17 protein-coding genes are annotated in these 15,375 nt (G+C 48.4%); all 17 read right to left on the bottom strand.

What is annotated here, in order from left to right; genetic code table 11:
• Positions 1 to 56: 56 nt before the first annotated feature.
• The 17 genes from scpB to AOA63_RS07470 all read right to left on the bottom strand — a co-directional run bounded on the left by scpB (position 57) and on the right by AOA63_RS07470 (position 15,317).
• Positions 57 to 572, bottom strand: a complete 516-nt coding sequence (gene scpB, locus AOA63_RS07390) for an SMC-Scp complex subunit ScpB (protein WP_053960643.1) — start codon at positions 570 to 572, stop codon at positions 57 to 59.
• 27 nt (positions 573 to 599) lie between these two features.
• Positions 600 to 1,292 (bottom strand): hypothetical protein, encoded by a 693-nt coding sequence (locus tag AOA63_RS07395; protein ID WP_053959102.1) that lies wholly within the window; start codon positions 1,290 to 1,292, stop codon positions 600 to 602.
• Positions 1,289 to 2,281 carry a tryptophan--tRNA ligase gene (trpS, locus tag AOA63_RS07400; RefSeq protein ID WP_053960644.1) on the bottom strand — a complete coding sequence of 331 codons (993 nt, stop codon included), beginning with the start codon at positions 2,279 to 2,281 and terminating at the stop codon, positions 1,289 to 1,291. The genes AOA63_RS07395 and trpS overlap by 4 nt, the downstream gene beginning before the upstream one ends.
• Before the next feature lie 33 nt (positions 2,282 to 2,314).
• Positions 2,315 to 3,637: a diaminopimelate decarboxylase gene (gene lysA, locus AOA63_RS07405; RefSeq protein WP_053959103.1), complete on the bottom strand. Its 1,323-nt coding sequence runs from the start codon at positions 3,635 to 3,637 to the stop codon at positions 2,315 to 2,317.
• A gap of 205 nt (positions 3,638 to 3,842) precedes the next feature.
• A complete protein-coding gene (locus tag AOA63_RS07410; RefSeq protein WP_053959104.1) occupies positions 3,843 to 5,369 on the bottom strand; it encodes a spore germination protein in 1,527 nt (508 codons plus the stop codon).
• Entirely contained in the window at positions 5,359 to 5,928 is a 570-nt protein-coding gene (locus AOA63_RS07415) for a stage V sporulation protein AE (RefSeq protein ID WP_053959105.1), read from the bottom strand. Before AOA63_RS07415 ends, AOA63_RS07410 begins: the two co-directional genes overlap by 11 nt.
• A gap of 17 nt (positions 5,929 to 5,945) precedes the next feature.
• Positions 5,946 to 6,296, bottom strand: a complete 351-nt coding sequence (gene spoVAE / locus AOA63_RS07420; RefSeq protein WP_053959106.1) for a stage V sporulation protein AE — start codon at positions 6,294 to 6,296, stop codon at positions 5,946 to 5,948.
• 67 nt (positions 6,297 to 6,363) lie between these two features.
• Complete coding sequence (locus AOA63_RS07425) at positions 6,364 to 7,386, bottom strand: stage V sporulation protein AD (protein WP_053959107.1); 1,023 nt, start codon at positions 7,384 to 7,386, stop codon at positions 6,364 to 6,366.
• Positions 7,387 to 7,854 (bottom strand): stage V sporulation protein AC, encoded by a 468-nt coding sequence (gene spoVAC / locus AOA63_RS07430; protein ID WP_053959108.1) that lies wholly within the window; start codon positions 7,852 to 7,854, stop codon positions 7,387 to 7,389.
• A gap of 99 nt (positions 7,855 to 7,953) precedes the next feature.
• A complete protein-coding gene (locus tag AOA63_RS07435; protein ID WP_053959109.1) occupies positions 7,954 to 8,730 on the bottom strand; it encodes a SigB/SigF/SigG family RNA polymerase sigma factor in 777 nt (258 codons plus the stop codon).
• Positions 8,720 to 9,151, bottom strand: coding sequence for an anti-sigma F factor (spoIIAB, locus tag AOA63_RS07440; RefSeq protein ID WP_053960645.1), 432 nt, complete (start codon positions 9,149 to 9,151; stop codon positions 8,720 to 8,722). The genes AOA63_RS07435 and spoIIAB overlap by 11 nt, the downstream gene beginning before the upstream one ends.
• A 164-nt stretch (positions 9,152 to 9,315) precedes the next feature.
• Positions 9,316 to 9,651: an STAS domain-containing protein gene (locus AOA63_RS07445; protein ID WP_053960646.1), complete on the bottom strand. Its 336-nt coding sequence runs from the start codon at positions 9,649 to 9,651 to the stop codon at positions 9,316 to 9,318.
• Between the two features lie 84 nt (positions 9,652 to 9,735).
• Positions 9,736 to 10,389 carry a TraR/DksA C4-type zinc finger protein gene (locus tag AOA63_RS07450; protein ID WP_053959110.1) on the bottom strand — a complete coding sequence of 218 codons (654 nt, stop codon included), beginning with the start codon at positions 10,387 to 10,389 and terminating at the stop codon, positions 9,736 to 9,738.
• Between the two features lie 26 nt (positions 10,390 to 10,415).
• Complete coding sequence (locus tag AOA63_RS07455; RefSeq protein WP_053959111.1) at positions 10,416 to 11,588, bottom strand: D-alanyl-D-alanine carboxypeptidase family protein; 1,173 nt, start codon at positions 11,586 to 11,588, stop codon at positions 10,416 to 10,418.
• A 99-nt stretch (positions 11,589 to 11,687) separates the two neighbouring features.
• The gene (gene xerD / locus AOA63_RS07460) at positions 11,688 to 12,563 is read right to left on the bottom strand and encodes a site-specific tyrosine recombinase XerD (protein WP_171822646.1); all 876 of its coding nucleotides are present in this window, start codon (positions 12,561 to 12,563) and stop codon (positions 11,688 to 11,690) included.
• 174 nt (positions 12,564 to 12,737) lie between these two features.
• Positions 12,738 to 13,856, bottom strand: coding sequence for an alanine dehydrogenase (gene ald / locus AOA63_RS07465; RefSeq protein ID WP_053959113.1), 1,119 nt, complete (start codon positions 13,854 to 13,856; stop codon positions 12,738 to 12,740).
• A gap of 108 nt (positions 13,857 to 13,964) precedes the next feature.
• On the bottom strand, positions 13,965 to 15,317 hold the full coding sequence (locus AOA63_RS07470) for an amino acid permease (RefSeq protein WP_139061520.1): 1,353 nt from the start codon (positions 15,315 to 15,317) through the stop codon (positions 13,965 to 13,967).
• Positions 15,318 to 15,375 lie beyond the last annotated feature (58 nt).

A 15,375-nucleotide genomic window follows, 5' to 3' on the forward strand; every position in this document is an offset into this window, starting at 1 on the left:
AATTGACATGTATAGAGTGTCACAAGCCTTAGAAAATTATACGCGGGGTGCTAATATTATCCGGATATAGAAGAATCTTGCGGTAAAGGAGGGAGTTGCTCTAAGGAATCAAGCCCAAACTCTTTGAGAAACTGCACCGTGGTGCCATAGAGAATGGGACGGCCAGGAGCTTCTTTGCGACCGACTTGTTCAATCAGTTCGCGATTTAAAAGGGTATCGAGAGCGCGTTCCGAATTGGTTTGGCGCAAAGCCTCAATTTCTAAACGGGTAATGGGCTGTTTATAGGCAATAATCGCCAATACTTCCCAAGCCGCCGCGGATAACGGTTCAGGCCTTTCCATTCCCAAGCGTTCGTCGAGAAAGGACGACAAATCAGGCGCCGTGGCCAATAGATATCCCCCAGCCACTTGACGCACACATAATCCAGATTGCCGGGCTTGCAAATATTGACGAAAGGATTCCAGAAGATTGGGAATGTGTAGGGGATCAATGTCCAACCATAAGGCTAGTTGGTCATTCGAGACAGGATCTTTTTGTGTAAACAATAGGGCTTCAATTTTTCGCATTATCATAGAATCATATTGCAGACTCATTATGCATTATCCTCCAAGCGAAATCCAAATCGGACCAAAGGCGCCGGGCTGATCCACCTGAACTTCTTGACGATGCCATAAATGCACCATGGCCAAAAATGTGCTGACAACCTCCGAGGGCTCTTGGGCATTGACCATCAGGTCGAAGGGGACAGGCTGATCGTAAGAACGAAGGCGGCGCATGAATTGATCCATGCGGACCTCCAACGGATCGTCTTCCGCCTTCACCACCCGTTCGGGAATGGACGATTTGCGAACATGCAAGCGAGGCCAAGACCATGCCAATTTCCACACTGTTGCCCCTTTAATGGGCCGATAAGGATGCGCACTTTGAATCGATACCGGACGAGCATAAAAGGCTTGAGCGCTATGCCAAAGTTGTTGCAAAGCCGTTGTTGCTGGTTCAATCCATACCTCGTCATACTCTTCGACTGGTTCCAAGACTTCAGGTTCACTATCCGGCTCCACCTGGGGTAATACCACATCTGACTTACGTCGGATAATCCACGCTGTGACAGGCGCTTCCTCGCTCACCGTTTGCAAATCGCTCACTGTCCGCCAACGTTCTGACAAAAAACGAACCAGTTGTAATAAACGTAATTCCCGTGCCAAAAGGGGCCGACGTCTCACTTTAAGAGCCAGTGCCTGCACATTTTCTTCCCAGCCGGGATCCAGATCCTGCTGTTCACTGGCTATCATTGGAGGCCGTTCAGATGCATCGCATCTTTAACCTCGTCCATAGTTGCCTGGGCTAATCTTTGGGCTGATTTTGCGCCTTCTTGAAGAATTTCTTCCACTTGTTCAGGATGGGCTTCCCACTGAGTGCGTCGTTCCCGAATCGGATCTAAGCGGTTATTGATTGATGCCGCCAAAAGCGCTTTACAATCGACACAGCCGATGGTGGCGTTCCGACAAGCAAGGTCAATTTCCTCAACGGTTTTTTTCTCGCTAAACACTTTATGCAAACTAAATGCAGGGCATACATCAGGATGACCAGGATCCGAACGCTTTACTCGGGCAGGATCTGTCATCATGACCCGAATTTTCTTTGTTATACTGTCGGCTGGTTCTCCCAGGGCCAAAGTATTCCCATAACTCTTACTCATCTTTTTGCCATCCAATCCCGGAAGCACACGCGCCTCGGTTAGGACGGCTTCGGGTTCGACCAGGACATCACCATACAAGCCGTTAAACCGGCGAACAATTTCTCGGGTTAACTCAACATGGGGAACCTGATCTTGACCGACAGGAACCTTGTTGGCACGATAAAGAATGATGTCCGATGACATTAAAACCGGATAGCCTAAGAATCCATAGGTATGGATATCGCGTTGTGCTAATTCTTTTAACTTTTCCTTGTAACTGGGAACGCGCTCTAACCATCCCAGAGGTGTAATCATGCTGAGTAAAAGATGTAACTCCGCATGTTGCGGCACCATGGATTGGCGAAAAATAATGGAGCGTTGCGGATCCAGTCCCGCCGCTAGCCAATCCACTACCATATTAAAGACCATAGAAGGCAGTTGACGGGTGTCATGATACCCCGTGGTAAGGGAATGGAAATCCGCAACCATAAAATACGAATCATAGATGTCTTGCATTTTCACCCAGTTATCTAGGGCCCCCATCCAATTTCCAATATGAAGTGCTCCAGAAGGTTGCATTCCTGATAAGACACGATCTTTCATCGATGTTGCCACGCTCACTGTCCGTCCTCTTTTCTATAGGAAATCACGCAAGCCGGCAGGATCTCGCCAGGGCAGATCTTGCGCGACTAAATCTTGATAGGTTTCACGTTTCACCCATAACTGGCTGTGACCATCCGCAACCAAAACCACAGCAGGTTTGGGCACACGATTATAATTGGACGACATCGCATAATTGTACGCACCGGTACCGAAGACCACCACATAATCTCCCACTTCCACAGAAGGCAAGGTGACGTCGCGAATTAAGATGTCTCCACTTTCGCAATATCGTCCAGCAACAGTGTAAACTGTAACTCCCTCTATGGGCTTTCCATCGACCTGGGCCATATATTCGGCTTGATAGAGGGCAGGCCGAATATTATCCCCCATTCCCCCATCGACAGCGATATAGTTTTTGCCACCCGGGACTGTTTTGGTAGCATTCACCTGATAAACGGTTACGCCTGCTTCGGCCACGATAGCCCGCCCCGGTTCAATAAATATTACCGGTGGTACGCATCCCATGGGAGTCATGGCCTGAACAGCTGAATTCACCCGGGCCAAAATGCTCGGCACTTCCGGAGGATCATCCTTCTCGGTATATTGCACACCGAATCCGCCCCCGATATCCAGAACCTCCGGCCAAAATCGGCGCTGTTCCCATAAAGACTGGATAAATTCCATCAGCCGCGCCGCATTATGGACAAAAGGATCTTCATCGAAGATTTGGGAGCCAATGTGCGCATGAAAACCCTTTAAATCAATATGTGAAGACGCTAGCGCGACACTGACGGCTTCCTCGTGAATGCCATCTTTCATGCTAAATCCGAATTTCGAATCAAATTGCCCCGTTTGGATAAATGCATGGGTATGCGCCTCAATCCCCGGGGTCAGCCGTAAGAGGACGGGCGCCTTAATGGTCATGCGGGCCGCAATCTCATCGATAAGATGTAACTCATCGAGCGAATCAACCACTACATATCCCACGTTATGCTTGAGCGCCAGCTGGATTTCTTCGGCTGTTTTCACATTGCCATGAAACACAACGTTTTGCATATTAAAGCCGGCCGCAATAGCAGTATATAACTCACCGCCTGATACAACATCGAGACCCACGCCGTGAGCATTTAAGAATCCCGCCATCGCTGTAGTCAAAAAGGCTTTGCCTGCATAAAATGCACGACCCGGTGGAGTCATTTCATTTAATGCCTCTTGAAAATCATGAATACGGTGTAACATTGTCGCATAATCCAATACATATAATGGTGTACCATAAGCTTCTGCGAGCTGGCGAATCGGTACTCCGCCTATGGAGATCCGATTGTGCTCATCCCTCTGATAAGTATCCGGAAACATCAAATCCCCCTCATGGCCTGCAATTGATCCGTTGTCCTGATCATTGGTTTTAGCCTATCATTCGATCGCAAGAGGGTCAACGATCTGACACCACTTATTCATCGGCGATGTCCAATTGCATGAATATACAAGAAGAGCCAGCACCTTTTCATACGGCGATGACTCGTCTTGTATTAGGTTCCACATTTCTTTTCCCTTAAGTCCCCTAAACTTTGGGTTTGGGGCGGCGGTGCGTTTTATCAATGGGCAGTGTAATAGACGGTCTTAAAAATTTGCGGTTCAAGGGTTTGCGAATAAATTCCGAACCTAATGCACTCCCATCTAACGGATACACAGGCCATGAATACCGCATACCAAATGAATTGGTCGTAACGAGAATGATGAGGGGAATGAGAATACCTAGGAAAAATCCGTCCCACGGTGCCCCCACTAACTCCCCGACTCCCGTCATAATCAAGAGAAAAATACGCAAAAGCCGCACGGCCATGCCAAAGTCGATGTCTGGAGCCGAAAAAGTCCCCACCGCGGCAATGGCAACAAAAACCATTACTTGAGCGTCAATCAGTTTTGCTTTCACAGCAATGTCACCTAACAAAATGGCACCAAAGAATCCCATCGACTGAGTCAGGGGATCAGGACTAAATGTGAGCGCCAAACGCAGAAGATCCACTCCAATTTCTGCGCCAATAAGTTGCCAGAAGATTGGAATTTCCGTGACCGTAGGATGAATCAGTGTCTGCCATCCATCTGGCAAGTGGGTATGACTAACGAGCATGGCGTACCATAACGGCGGAAGAAACCATGACAATGCCACGCCCAAAAACCGGACCCATTTTAAATACGTTCCAACCATCACATCTTCATGGTATTCCTCAACCGATTGCAAAAATGAGAAGAAGGATACCGGCAAAATCATTGCATTAGGTGATGTGTCAATCATCACCAAAACATGTCCTTCGGTCAGGTGTTCCGCTGCCACATCCGGTCGCTCTGTAAACCGGCTATTCGGAAAGGGATTCCACCATGGTTTATGCATAATCCATTCCTGGAGAGCTTTTTCCGACATGGTCAGTGCATCTACGTTGATATCCTTAATCCGTTTGCGAATCTGTCGAACAAAATAATCGTCCGCAATGTCTTTAATATAAATCAATGCCACATCAGCTCGAGAACGCCGTCCCACTTCGTGAATTTCAATCCGTAAATTGGGATCTCGCAGCCGTCTTCGAATAAGAATCGTATTAAAAATAAGGGTTTCCACAAATCCGTCTTTGGGGCCCCGTAAAACACGCTCTAATGATGGCTCACTGGGATTGCGATCCGGATATTTTCGAACATCCATAATGATCGCGTGGGTAATGCCGTCTACTAATAAGGCGGCAGGTCCTGCTAAAATTTGATCTGCGGTTTTATCCAAAGCTGTTTCCGGGGTGATTTCGATGAACGGAATTTTGCGGTTCAGCAAAATCGCCAAACTTGGATGGTTTAACTGATCATCAGGAGTTTTAAATAATTCCTGCATAATTAAGGTCAAATCAGTCTGACTGACGAAAGAATCGAGATACACTAACGCCACTTGACGGGATCCAATTTTAAATTCTCTCACAATCAGGTCAAACGTTTCTTTATATCCTAAATATTCTTTTAGCCACTGTACATTTGCCTTGAGATCGCGCGAAATCTCATGGGAGTGGACCATGGCTTTACCGTGCAACATATAATTAACGGGCATGATACCCACTCCTTTGCAAAATCTCTTCCAAAGCCCTTTTCGTCGCGGGAACACCGTGTTCGACAGTATCGTGACCATGCATTTTACCAGGGTCGCCTAGCCCAATTATGGGTACGTGCCCCGCATCATCTTCGAGGACATCCACCGTATCGCCATAGAGGCGCGAAGAAGAGGCTTGGCGTCCCTCTTTGTCCACAGCATGCGAAATGATACGGCCATGATCTGTCACCGAGGAATCAATAGGCACGCCGTCCACCGGATGGGTATTGGCCGCCACCGCAATAACGCCCAATACATTCAATTCTGGAGCGTTCATGAGAACTTCCAAGGCTTTTTCTCCCGCTCCCGTCCCCGCTTCCCCCCGGTCATCGACCATAACCACGACCGGTTCCTCGGGAGCGCGAGTAATAGCTTCGACTAACTCCTGGCCACTAAGGGGAGTCGGATTCCCTTTAGATTCTTCCAATACATAGAGATTTAACGACTCACTCGCGGCTTTTAAGGCTTCATAAGCCGTGTTATCACCATCAGTGACAATAATGACGGGCTTAGCACGCATAATAATCCCCCTTATGGTTAAGTCTTCGGCTTAAACACCAAAGCCGCTGTTAATCCAAATAATACGGCTGCTTTAATCCCGCCAGCAGCAGCCGTAAGTCCTCCTGTAAGTAATCCTAAGACCCCTTTGGTCTTCACAGCTTCCCCAATTCCCGTGACTAATGTATATCCGAATCCCGGTAGGGGAACAGTCGCTCCCGCACCGGCAAAACTGACCAACTTGCCATAAAGCCCTACTCCTCCGAAGATGGCTCCTAAAACCACAAACAACACTAAAACGTGAGCCGGGGTTACCGGAAACAAATCTAGGATGAGTTGTGCCAAAACGCATAAAAGACCGCCGATGACAAAAGCCCATAAAAACGTCATGCTATTACCCCCTATTGATAATCAACACACCTGGCTGTTATTTTCCCGAGTCCTTTGATTAATTTGGTTAAGCACGGGAGATCGCGACAGCATGGGCGATGGAAGGAATGCTTTCACCTTGTTGATAGCTTGTGGGAGAAAATAAAGCGCCTGTAGAGACGAGTAAAATACGATGAAACTGGCCATGTTGGAGTTGGTGATAAAGAAAACCCGAAAAGACACTGGCCGAACAGCCGGCACCAGATCCTCCATTATGAACATCTTGTCTGTCAATATCATATAAGGACCGCCCGCAGTCATTCAGTCGATGAGACCAATCCAATCCTTCTTTACTCGCTAAAGCATCAAGCAGCTTAACACCCAACACACCCAAGTCGCCCGTATAAATCTGATCGTAATCTGAAATATCCCGGTCAAAGTCTTCGAGATGTCGTTTAATGGTGTCAAATGCTGCTGGAGCCATCGCGGTACCCATGTCATTGGGGTTTTTCGATCCCCAATCCACAACCCGGCCAAAGGTTGCTGCTTCCACGATAATATCTCCCGAATCCACGGACGACGTTGCAGACAACAGACACGCTCCGGCCGCTGTGGCCGTCCATCCTGCCGTTGGAGTGCGTTGATAGCCGAGTTCTATAGGATAGCGAAATTGCCGTTCAGCAGCCATGTGATGGCTCGTTGCCCCGACCAAAACCGTTTTAGGCCCATGGCCGGCAATGGCCAAAGCCGCCAGACCCAAACCTTCAGTAAACACGGCACAAGCTGAAAAAAGTCCCAGTAAAGGTCTTTGATGTTCACGGGCAGCAAAATTGGTCGAGATTAATTGATCTAAGAGATCGCCGCCCATGACAACGTCCACATTAAACCAATCTTGCTCTCCTTTCTTCAAAGTGAGATTTTGCGCTTCAATCAACAAAGCTCGTTCCGCAACTTCAAAACTTGAATGATTATTGAGTTCAGATGGCCAAATCCGATCAAAGTACGAGCCCAACGGGCCTTCCCCCTCCTTCGGCCCCACAACAGCCGCCGCAGAGCGAATAACCACGTTATCAAATGCATAGCTCGATGCTGACCGGCGACGCACACCCACTTAAGCCACCCCCGTTAGTAAATATCGAATCAATCCGACCACAAAGGCTGCGGCTAATCCATAGGTTAATACCGGTCCTGCTACCGTAAACAATTTGGCACCAACGCCCAATACTAACCCTTCGGTGCGGTATTCCATGGCGGGAGCGACCATGGCATTAGCAAAGCCGGTAATGGGCAATGATCCTCCCATCCCTCCACGCTTCACTATCCGGTCATACCATCCTAATCCGGTCAATAATGCCCCGAGTCCGATCATCACTACGGTCGTGGGAGAAGTGGCTTCTTTGGCGCTCATACCTTGTTGCATAAAAAACCATTGGACTCCCTGACCGACTTCGCAAATCAGACCGCCAACAAAAAATGCCGTAATCGCATTTTTTAGCATCGGCTTTTTCGGACGGATCTGACTGGCCATATTTTGATAATCTTGCATTTCCTGACTTAACTGTCTGGCTTGATTGGCCATGGACTTCCCTCCTACATCCAGTGATGACATAACAACTGGCAAAGAAAAACTCCTGCAACCCACGGGTTCAGGAGTAGTATGTTCCAAACACCGATTTTTTTATCCCTCACCGGGATCAGGTGGCGGATCATCGTTCAAGGCCAATTTTAAACGGTCCAGGGCACGGCGTTCCAATCGTGAGATTTGCACTTGCGAGACATTTAACCGCCGCGCCACTTCGGTTTGGGTTCGTCCTTCAACAAAGCGTGCGCGCAAAATAAAGCGCTCTCGTTCGTCCAAGGCTCCAAATGCTTGACTTAGTGCCATTTGTTCCAACCAATCGGATTCTCCCACATCATCGCGCACCGTATCGCCCAAATGCGTTTCCGATCCGCTTAGTGATTCGATGGGTTGGTTAAGAGAGGCTGGGGCTCGAATGGCTTCCATTGCTTCTGCAATATCGCTAGGATCTACGCCCATTTTTTCAGCGACTTCTTGGGGTGTCGGATCCCGTCCTAGCTGCTGCGACAATATTGAACGCACCTGTTCGACCCGCATTCCCAATTCCCGTAAGGATCGTGCCACCCGAATGGGCTGATCATCGCGCATATGACGGCGGATTTCCCCCATTATCAACGGTACCGCATATGTCGAAAACTTTAATCCTCGGTCCACATCAAAACGATCAATGGCTTTGAGTAAGCCAATAGCTCCCACTTGAAATAAATCTTCAGGGTCATAGCCCCGGCCTTGAAACCGGTGGACAATATGCCAGATTAAGTTCCAATGTCGCTCCACTAACTCTTCCCGCGCCGTCAGATCTCCTGCTTGGGCTAAGCGATATAACTGGGCTTCGTCGCGGGGCGAGTGCCAATGTGTTTGGCCTTCATTGGGCATCGCGCGACAGTTCTCCTTGAATCGTTGCAAATCGTTGCATTTCGACGCGGGTGCCCTTTCCCACTGTCGATTCCACATGAAGCCCATGCATAAAAGACTCCATAAATACAAATCCGAGTCCCATTCGTTCGGGATCACTAGAAAATGACGGCTGTCGTGCTTGTTCAATATCGGCAATGCCAACACCAAAATCTTCGATCACGATGGTTAATCCGAGTTTATCGAGCGTTCCCGTTAATTCAACCCAACCGTCGGGTTTTCCTTTATACCCATGAATAATCGCATTAGAGACGGCTTCGGACACGGCCACTTTGATTTCGTCAATATCGGATAGGGAAAAGGGTGCCTGAGCGGCTAATGCTGCGATGGCAACCCGGGCTAGCCCCACATTGTCAGGTACCGATAAAAATCGCATTTGCATCGTATTTTTCACTCAAAGTTCCTCCTAGCTTAATATTTTGGGTAACACCATGTGTTCTCCTAGAGATGGAATAGTCCCTTGGTCCAAAAATGATCCGGAATAATCCCTAAGTCCCATCATAAAATAGCGAGCACGAAAATTCGCTTAAGACATGTTCATGGCTCTTACACATGTTGATCCTTCACGGCCGGCTTGACAGCATCGGTGACCGATATGATAGCAGTAATCCCGGCTAGCTCCAGCACAGCTTTCACGCTGGGCCTCACTCCAACAAGAGACAAGGTTCGGTTTCCCATCCGGCGGTATCGTCCGAGGATGACCCCGAGACCAGAGGAGTCAATAAACTCGACTTCGGATAGATCTAACACTAGCGCTTTTTCCCGGTAGCGGTCCAATAATTCATCTAAAGCTTCACGCAGGGGAGCTGCAGTCGTTAAATCGAGATCACCGTGAATGGCGACCAGAATCCGGTTCCCCTGAATCGTATGGACAATGGTCATAAACAATCCTCCCGAAAATCCAATATTTTCCTGACCATTATCATACACGCTTGCGGCTGCGAAAAAAGGCGGCTTTTGGCCGCCTTAAAACGGATATTCATCACTTTCCTTGTCGGTACTTCGGGCTTGACGCTTCATTTTCTCGCGTGCCGCATCCAAAAGCGGCTCGCCTTGTTCATCGACAACAGATTCGACTTGTTCGACAAAACTCACCGGTTCATCAAATCCGACATACGTTTCATGGTAATCCACGGCTGGCGGAGTATCTTGAGGACTATTTGAGGTTCCCCATTGTGCGACACTTTGCCAGATATCTTCCCCATCTGTTTCCACATCGCCATGATGAATATCGGGTCGGTCCCCAAAGGGCATAGGGATCACGTGATGCGCAACAGGCACATAGCCCTGTTCTTGTTCTTGTTGGCACTGCAAACAATAGACAGACTCTGGGCGCGCCTCAAGACGCTCAGCATCGATAGGCTGATGACAGCCATCACAAATGCCATAACTATCCTCGTCAATCTTTTCGAGAGCTCTTTCTACCTCCGCAAGGTGGTGAGCTAATCCCCGTTCTAAGCCTACATCCAATTCCCGTTCAAAGGTATCAGTACCTAAGTCGGCGGGATGATTGTCATAAGCACTCAACGCGTGCACTGAATCCGTTTCTTTCACTGCCAACTGCTGGCGCAAATCTGACACCATATCTTCTAACTGATCTTTAACCGCATATAAATCCATAGCTCTCCTCCTATCCTGCCGGACCTTTAACTAAAGAGCTTCCATAAATATCGCCATGTCAGTTGTCCCATCGTAATTTTGTCTACACCCTGGCTAGCCCGGATGGGAATGCGTCGGACAACCTGTTTTTGACTGGTCACCGTTAGGTAACCTAAAATTTGGCCTTTTTGGACAGGGGCTGCAATTTCTTCCGGCAATTCCTTAGAAGATTGAAGGCGTCCTGCTGTACTAGGCTGGGTAATCGCCACCGCATGATCAACCACTGCGTCGACATAGGGCTTAGTACCGCGAATAATCCGTACCCGTCCCAAGATTTCATGCGCCTTTACGACTGATGTAGTGCGAAAGTTTTGAAATCCCCAGGACATCAGAGACGCGGCGTCTTGGGCCCGCGCCTTACCCGTCGGTGCCCCTAATATGGCCACAATCATGCGAGTGTTATCCCTTTTGGCCGTAGCCACCATACAATAGCCCGCCTCATGGGTAAATCCGGTTTTTAGCCCGTCACAGCCCGGATATGTTCGAAGTAATCGGTTGTGGTTCACAAGCCACAACGTCCCGCCTTTGCCATTACGGATACTGCGATCTTCCCACATAGACGTGTAGTGGAGGAGCAACGGCATTTTTACGGCCTGCTGGCCTAATAGAGCTAAATCGTGCGCCGTGGTATAATGGCCTGCCGCAGGCAGCCCATGAGGATTAACAAAATGCGTGTGCAACATCCCCAATTGATGGGCCGTTTGATTCATTTTCTGAACAAATGCCGACTCGGACCCTCCAATAAATGCTCCGAGCGCATAAGAGGCATCATTCGCGGAACCTATCGCCACCGCTTTTAACATTTGATCGACGCTAAGACGTTCTCCTGGTTCCAACCAAATTTGTGACCCGCCGATACGGTATGCTGTCTCATCAGCCGGCACTAAATCCCTTAAGCTAATCTGATGCTGCTCAATCGCTTTAACGGCCAAATACAAGGTCATTAACTTTGTCACACTCGCCATCGGAAGTTCTTCATTAGGATTTTTCGCATAAAGAACCTGACCCGAATTGGCATCAATTAATTCCGCTGCCTTTGCCTGTACAGATGGAGGTTCGGTAACTGTTTGTGCAAAGATTACCGGTGTCGAAACGACATTCAACACAAAAACCGTGCTAATAATCCAACGAAGACGTTTTAGGCCTCCTCGAAGCCCCATCTTTCACCCTCCCCACAAGATTGTCTGGCTGATAGTATGGGGCAAAAGAGTGGGAATTCATGCAATACGGTCCGCTACTTAAAGCTTATGACCCGGCTATTAAGCCCGTGGGTGAGTCTGGTCATAAACCGGACGAAGACGTTTTTGGCTGACATGGGTATAGATTTGCGTAGTCGAAATATCTTGATGTCCTAACATTTCTTGCACAGCACGCAAATCGGCCCCGTTTTCTAACAGATGGGTTGCGAAGGAATGACGAATCATATGAGGCGTAATCGGTTTTGTGATGCCAGCGTTGACAGCATATTTTTTAAGCAGTTTCCAAAATCCTTGACGGGTTAACGCTTTCCCCTGCCGGTTAAGAAATAATGTGGGTTCCTGTACATCTTTGATTAACTGAGGTCGAGCCACGTCCACATACCGCATCAACCATTCGGCCGCAAGTTTTCCGAGGGGAATATAACGCTCTTTGGATCCTTTACCTAGGCACCGGATTTTCGGCGGGTCTAACCACCAATCATTCATGGTCAAATGACATAATTCACTGACACGTACTCCGGTGGCATACAACAATTCTAACATTGCCCGGTCACGCATACCGTTCACGGTACTTAAATCAGGCGCCTCAATGAGCCGTGTAACCTCTTCAATACTTAAAACATGAGGAAGCCGTCTATTAAGTTTTGGAGCAGACAATAGTTCCGTCGGGTCATTGCTCAGCCCTTGGTCATTGACAACAAAACGATAATAGGCTTTAATGGCAGCCAGTCGCCTGGCTTGCGTGGCTGGAGCGCGGTGTTCCTGTTGTAAGAATTGCAAGTAGTTAATCACACTCTGCTCATCTTCTTGGCACCCGTGGGTGTCTACAAAATCCATATAATCAGTTAAATCTCTGTGGTACGACTCAATCGTATTGGCAGAGAGGTTTCGTTCATACCGTAAGTAATCCAAAAAATCATCGATCCGTTGATTCACAGTTTTTCGCCTCATTATCCAGGAAATAAAATGATTATGTTAACCATTCGACGATGTTAAAACAATTCCTGCTGAAAACTCCTAAGCCACAAAAATTGCAACGGATTTTATACGAAAAAAACTGACCCTCAACACCTCTTGAGGGTCAGCCCATGTGACAATAAAATGAGTAATTTAGGACCAGATTTCTTGAGGAGCAACATACGGTTTTTGATGAGCTTCAGCCACCGCTTTGAACGTAATCGCTCCTTGATAAACATTTAGCCCTTTGGCTAAAGCGGGATCACGCCGCATCGCTTCCACCGCGCCGTATTTTGCCAATAGTCTGGCGTAAGGCAGTGTCACGTTGGTAAGAGCCAATGTAGAGGTTCTGGCTACCGCTCCAGGCATATTCGCCACCGCGTAATGGACCACCCCGTGCTTGACATAGGTAGGATGACTATGAGTCGTCACATGATCAATGGTTTCGATTGATCCTCCCTGGTCAATAGCCACATCCACAATCACAGAGCCAGGTTGCATCGTGGCTACCATGGCTTCACTCACTAAATGCGGAGCCCGAGCACCAGGAATCAAAACGGCTCCCACAAGCAAGTCACAAGTTTTGACTGCCTCTGCAATATTGTATTCGTTTGACATGAGGGTCCGGACATGTCCATGGAACATGTCATCTAATTGCCGAAGACGATCTGCATTAATATCGACAATCGTCACATCCGCACCGAGTCCTAACGCAATCCGCGCAGCATTCGTTCCGACAATTCCACCCCCGATAACCAGAACAGACCCAGGCAGAACTCCCGGAACTCCTCCTAACAGAATCCCCCGGCCCCCTTGAGGTTTCTCAAGGAAATGAGCACCAATCTGCGTGGCCATCCGGCCAGCCACTTCACTCATTGGCGTGAGCAAAGGTAGTGACCCATCAGCTGCTTGCACCGTCTCATAAGCAATGGCCGTTATCCCTGAATCCACCAGAGCCTGCGTCAGTTCTGGCTCAGGAGCCAAGTGCAAGTATGTAAAAAGCACTAAATCCTTTCGAAAATACCGATACTCCTCGGGCAACGGTTCTTTGACTTTAATGACCATTTCGGCCCCGGTCCATACGTCTTCTGCCGTGGGCACGAGGGTTCCTCCCGCATTACGGTACTGGTCATCGGAAAAACCGCTTCCAAGTCCCGCGCCTTGTTGAATAAGCACTTGGTGGCCATCTCGGGTTAACGCCATCACTCCGGCCGGCGTTAAGGCCACGCGATTTTCGTCGGGTTTAATTTCTGTAGGCAAACCTATTTTCACGACATAGTCCCTTCTTCCCCAATTATACGCACCTCAAATCCTCCGGTTATCTCGCGCAGGATCAGCATTCATTCTAACACACCAAAATTCGACGACACAGAGGGTCCTTCATTTTTCGTGCTGCTGCTTTAAACGCTTTGCGCGAACCGGCAAATACGCCACAAAAAATATCACCGATGCTCCAATACTGATCTCCAAAGAGATCATTTCATGCGGCGCCAATGGAGCGGTGGCAATGACACCGACAATAAGAATCACCGCTAAAATGGAGGAATAGGGATATCCTTTTAACCGGAATTCCAAGTCCTTTCCTTCTTTTAACAAGATCTTCCGGTAGACGATTTGCGTCACAATGATTAAGCCCCAGATAAATAAGGCTTGAAATCCGGTCGCGGTGACCAGATATAAATAAGCCGTTTTTGGTAAAAAATAGGCCAAACCACTAATCACCACGAATAAAATCCCCGTCACAAGATTCGCCATCCGGGGAATGCCGTGTGATTCCTTTGCCACCACTTTTGGGGCTGCATGAATTCTGCCGAGCGTGGCAAGGACTCGGTCTGTTGCAAATAGTCCGGCATTCATCGCACTCAGCACCGCTAAGAGGATTACCAAATTAAAGACATTGACCAGCCATCCCCACGGAAGGGTGCGTAAAGCTGCAGTAAAGGGACTTTGTGCTGTGGGAACGGTATACCAGATCAAAATCGAGGTTAAGGCCAAGGCTGCTCCGACATACAAAATATAAATGGCGATAATGGTATTGCGAATGCTTTTGGCAATGGTCGTTTCAGCATCTTTCACATTGGGTGCCGCGAGACCCAGCACGCCCGTGCCCGACATCGAAAATAGCACGAGCACCATAGCGGCTAACACTCCTTTAATGCCGTGTGGAAAAAAGCTCGGCATGGCATACCATCCCCGGATCCCCACCGGATGTTTAACTGGCAAAATCCCTGCAATCGCTAAGATGCCAACCAAAATAAAGAGAATCGTCGCCGTAATCTTCGTGCCAGACATCCATGACTCCACGGTACTAAACCCGCGCACGGTTAAAAAGTTTATCCCCACAACGATCAAGGCATAGCCCACACTAAAAACATAAACCGGAATTTGTGGAAACCAAAGACGCGTAAAAATGGCGCCCGCAGTGGCTTCAGCAGAGATATTAAGGATACTGGAAAACCAAAAAATCCATCCCCCAACAAAGGCGGCCCCAGGTCCTAACGCATGGTGAGCAAAGGCCAAAAACGATCCCCGTTCCCTGTCAGCCGCAGCCATTTCAGCAAGGGCTGCGACTTCCAAGGCCATAATCGTCACTCCAATTAACAATGAAATTGCAATGGCAGGACCCGCTAATCGAATGGCTTGTCCTATTGCTAAGAATAAACCCGAACCCATGATTCCCCCTACCGTCATCAACGTTAGACGGGTCGCGTTAATATCGCGGGGAACCTTCACGCGCTTTCCTGAACCATATTTGTTACTAACAAGTCTGGATTGTGTTGGTTGTTTTATC

This window comes from Sulfobacillus thermosulfidooxidans (assembly GCF_001280565.1).
In the GTDB taxonomy this organism is placed as follows: domain Bacteria; phylum Bacillota; class Sulfobacillia; order Sulfobacillales; family Sulfobacillaceae; genus Sulfobacillus; species Sulfobacillus thermosulfidooxidans_A.

Bases quoted from the DNA above. Each gene is read 5' to 3' on its own strand.
- scpB (WP_053960643.1), bottom strand. From the start codon at position 572: ATGATAATGCGAAAAATTGAAGCCCTATTGTTTACACAAAAAGATCCT.
- AOA63_RS07395 (WP_053959102.1), bottom strand. From the start codon at position 1,292: ATGATAGCCAGTGAACAGCAGGATCTGGATCCCGGCTGGGAAGAAAAT.
- trpS (WP_053960644.1), bottom strand. From the start codon at position 2,281: ATGAAAGATCGTGTCTTATCAGGAATGCAACCTTCTGGAGCACTTCAT.
- lysA (WP_053959103.1), bottom strand. From the start codon at position 3,637: ATGTTTCCGGATACTTATCAGAGGGATGAGCACAATCGGATCTCCATA.
- AOA63_RS07410 (WP_053959104.1), bottom strand. From the start codon at position 5,369: ATGCCCGTTAATTATATGTTGCACGGTAAAGCCATGGTCCACTCCCAT.
- AOA63_RS07415 (WP_053959105.1), bottom strand. From the start codon at position 5,928: ATGCGTGCTAAGCCCGTCATTATTGTCACTGATGGTGATAACACGGCT.
- spoVAE (WP_053959106.1), bottom strand. From the start codon at position 6,296: ATGACGTTTTTATGGGCTTTTGTCATCGGCGGTCTTTTATGCGTTTTG.
- spoVAC (WP_053959108.1), bottom strand. From the start codon at position 7,854: ATGGCCAATCAAGCCAGACAGTTAAGTCAGGAAATGCAAGATTATCAA.
- AOA63_RS07435 (WP_053959109.1), bottom strand. From the start codon at position 8,730: ATGCCCAATGAAGGCCAAACACATTGGCACTCGCCCCGCGACGAAGCC.
- spoIIAB (WP_053960645.1), bottom strand. From the start codon at position 9,151: ATGCAAATGCGATTTTTATCGGTACCTGACAATGTGGGGCTAGCCCGG.
- AOA63_RS07445 (WP_053960646.1), bottom strand. From the start codon at position 9,651: ATGACCATTGTCCATACGATTCAGGGGAACCGGATTCTGGTCGCCATT.
- AOA63_RS07450 (WP_053959110.1), bottom strand. From the start codon at position 10,389: ATGGATTTATATGCGGTTAAAGATCAGTTAGAAGATATGGTGTCAGAT.
- AOA63_RS07455 (WP_053959111.1), bottom strand. From the start codon at position 11,588: ATGGGGCTTCGAGGAGGCCTAAAACGTCTTCGTTGGATTATTAGCACG.